Raw genomic sequence first — 2,925 nt, 5'->3', positions numbered from 1 at the left:
CTTTTAAAATTACTGAAAGTAGTAAGTATCTCGTCAGTCGAATTAATATCAAAGGAATTCAAGAAAAGAGCCTTAGAGAAAAAGTTTACCAGGCTTTAAAGAGTAAAGTCGGTCAAGAGTTTAATGTAACGATTGTCGATGAAGATCTGAAAACGGCTCTGGAAGTTGTGAGAAATGAAGGTTATTACTTTGCTGCCTATGCGGAAAAGAACCCTAAGAAGATTATTCAAGTATCAAATGCCTCAAAATCAATAAATATTAATCTTAGTTTTAACTTAGGGCGAAAGTCTTTTCTTGGTGATCTTATTGTTACAGGGAATCTTGAAACTAAAGACATTGTCGTAAAGAGAGAGATTAGACTAGATAAAGGTAAGCTCATTACTCCTAAGTTGATGAATGAGTATGTTGGGCGTTTGAGGACACTTGGCCTATTTGCTAGAGTTGATATTACTCCATTTCTTGGAAATAAGATTAATGAGAACTCTTCTTACTTAAACTTCATTATAAAGGTGAAGGAAAAAAACTTTAATAAAGCCGAGATTGCACCAGGGTTCCGTACAGACCTTGGATATAAGATTTCCTCATCTGTTTCTTTCAATAATATTGCTGGGATGAATCGAAGCCTAGTCGCAAAAATCCAGACCAACTTGAGAAATAGTTATTCCTACTTAGATGATAGAAGGCGTCGCGATGAAAACGATCGTCTCGAATGGCTAGCGCAGGTTAAGTACATAGAACCTTACCTTTTTGGAACATCTGTTGAGTGGGATTTTGGAGTTAAGTACCAAAGAAAGAGGTACTCTGGTTTTGACGCAGATATTTTAAGTATCTCACCGTCACTTTCAAAACAGCTTACTGACAAGATCACAGCTTCTCTTGAATATGAATATGATGTTATCCGTCAATATGATGCAACTCAAGAAGAAGATGATGACAGGTTTAAGATTGGTTCCATCACGCCATCAATGACTTTTGATTTCAGAGATGATCCCACGGCTCCAACAAAAGGTGCTTGGTTTAATCTCTCTTGGGAATTTGCAAATCCATATTTTGCTTCTCAGGACGATGATGACCTTTCTATAAATTATAATAGGGCCATCGCTAGAAACTATTTTTATTACCCAATTGGGAAGATTGTCTTGGCCAGCTCCCTAACTCTGGGAATGGAGAAGAACTTTGCCAGAGATGGTCTCTTTGACTCAGATGGTGATGCTGTTTTAGATAGTGATGGAGAGCAAAAGACACGTGGCTTCATTCCAAGTCTAAAGGTTTTTAGATTATCTGGCCGAGACTTATTAAGAGGTTTCTCTGATGATGAGAGTAATGTCCTTATAGATGGTACAGATGTTTCAGATATTATCGTGAGAAATACGGCCTATTTAGTAAACTTTAAGCTTGAGTCGAGATACTACTTATCTGATAACTCTGTGATTGCATTATTCTTTGATGCAGGACGAGTATTTAATGATAGTGTGAGGTTCTTTGATTTAAAAACGTCCGCAGGGATGAGCTTCAAAGTCTTAACACCAGTTGGCTCGCTTGATTTCGACTATGGAGTCAAGCTTCATAGAGAAAGATTTGACAATGGAGGCAGGGAGTCATTTGGGCGCTTTCACCTAAGTATTGGACAATTCTAGGCTCAATAATTTCAATTTCTAGGAAAAAATTAATTATTTTCAACCTTTAGCTATTATTTTTACACGATTTCCATTATTATAGTTTTTCGGGTGAATTGGCCCTTGACTAGAGGCCCAAAAATCTTATATAAGAAACGTCATCTGTCTTATTTAGAAGATAATTGTGAATATTGAATTAATAAATATTTAGTAGAAGGTTGTTATGTACACTGAAAAATCGTTTGTTTTGAAACCTGCTGATGCTGACAAAAAGTGGTACCTTATTGATGCGACGGACAAAGTTGTTGGAAGATTAGCTACAGAAATCGCTAATGTTCTTAGAGGAAAGAGTAACCCAAAGTATACTCCACATACTGACTCTGGTGACTTTGTAGTAGTTGTTAACGCTGAAAAAGTTAAATTTACTGGAAACAAGTGGGACCAGAAAGTTTACTACAAGCACAGTGGATATGTTGGTGGTCTAAAAGAAAGAACTGCAAAAGAGCAGCTTGAAAAGAGACCAGATCTTATTATTATGAATGCTGTTAAAGGTATGCTTCCAAAGAACTCTCTTGGGAGAAAGCAATTAACAAAGCTTAAAGTATTTGCTGGAGCTGAGCACGCACATGAAGCTCAACAACCAGTTGAATATAAGTTCTAGGAAAGAGGTAGAATATGGCTGCAAAAGGTAAAAGTTGGGATGCTCAAGCTGTAGGAAGAAGAAAATCTTCAGTTGCTAGAGTTTATATTGGAAGTGGTTCAGGAAAGATCACTGTAAACAATAGAGATATTAAAGATTACTTCCCAAAGGGAACTGATCGTTACGTTGTTAATCAACCACTAAACCTACTAAAGGTTTCAGATAAGTATGATCTAAAGATCAACGTTACTGGTGGTGGAACAACTGGTCAAGCAGGTGCTGCAAGACTAGGGATTACTAGAGCACTTCTTAAATTAGATGCTGCTGCTAGACCAGAACTTAAAGCTGCTGGATTTGTTACTAGAGATCCAAGAAAAGTTGAAAGACAAAAAGCTGGTCAAAAAGGTGCAAGAGCAAAGTACCAATTCTCAAAGCGTTAATATATATCACTTATATATTCAAAGAGCCCGCAATATGCGGGCTTTTTTTATTCTCGTCTTCGAAGTCTAATCAAAATCCAGTTAAAAAAGCATGTATTTTAAAGTAAAAAGATAGCATGCATATCTCGATCAAAAACTGTAATACACACAACTTAAAAAATGTCTCAGTTGATATACCTATGAATCAAATTACATGCTTCAGTGGTCCTTCTGGGTCTGGAAAGTCGTC

Annotated in this window: 3 protein-coding genes; all 3 read left to right on the top strand. The window is 36.7% G+C overall.

All coding sequences use genetic code 11. From position 1 onward, the window contains the following. Positions 1-1,637: outer membrane protein assembly factor (locus M901_RS03110; protein ID WP_021276715.1), on the top strand; the 1,637-nt coding region annotated here is incomplete at its 5' end. A 202-nt stretch (positions 1,638-1,839) separates the two neighbouring features. After that, positions 1,840-2,277 carry a 50S ribosomal protein L13 gene (gene rplM / locus M901_RS03105; protein ID WP_021276714.1) on the top strand — a complete coding sequence of 146 codons (438 nt, stop codon included), beginning with the start codon at positions 1,840-1,842 and terminating at the stop codon, positions 2,275-2,277. A 14-nt stretch (positions 2,278-2,291) separates the two neighbouring features. Further along, positions 2,292-2,696 (top strand): 30S ribosomal protein S9, encoded by a 405-nt coding sequence (gene rpsI / locus M901_RS03100; RefSeq protein ID WP_021276716.1) that lies wholly within the window; start codon positions 2,292-2,294, stop codon positions 2,694-2,696. Positions 2,697-2,925: the final 229 nt, after the last annotated feature.

Origin of the sequence: Bacteriovorax sp. DB6_IX (assembly GCF_000447775.1) — a bacterium.
GTDB lineage: Bacteria > Bdellovibrionota > Bacteriovoracia > Bacteriovoracales > Bacteriovoracaceae > Halobacteriovorax_A.
Note: the sequence above shows the minus strand (reverse complement) of the source record. Positions and strands in the feature narration are given on the sequence as shown.

Excerpts from the sequence above, each read along its gene's own strand:
- rplM (WP_021276714.1), top strand. The coding sequence starts at position 1,840 with ATGTACACTGAAAAATCGTTTGTTTTGAAACCTGCTGATGCTGACAAA.
- rpsI (WP_021276716.1), top strand. The coding sequence starts at position 2,292 with ATGGCTGCAAAAGGTAAAAGTTGGGATGCTCAAGCTGTAGGAAGAAGA.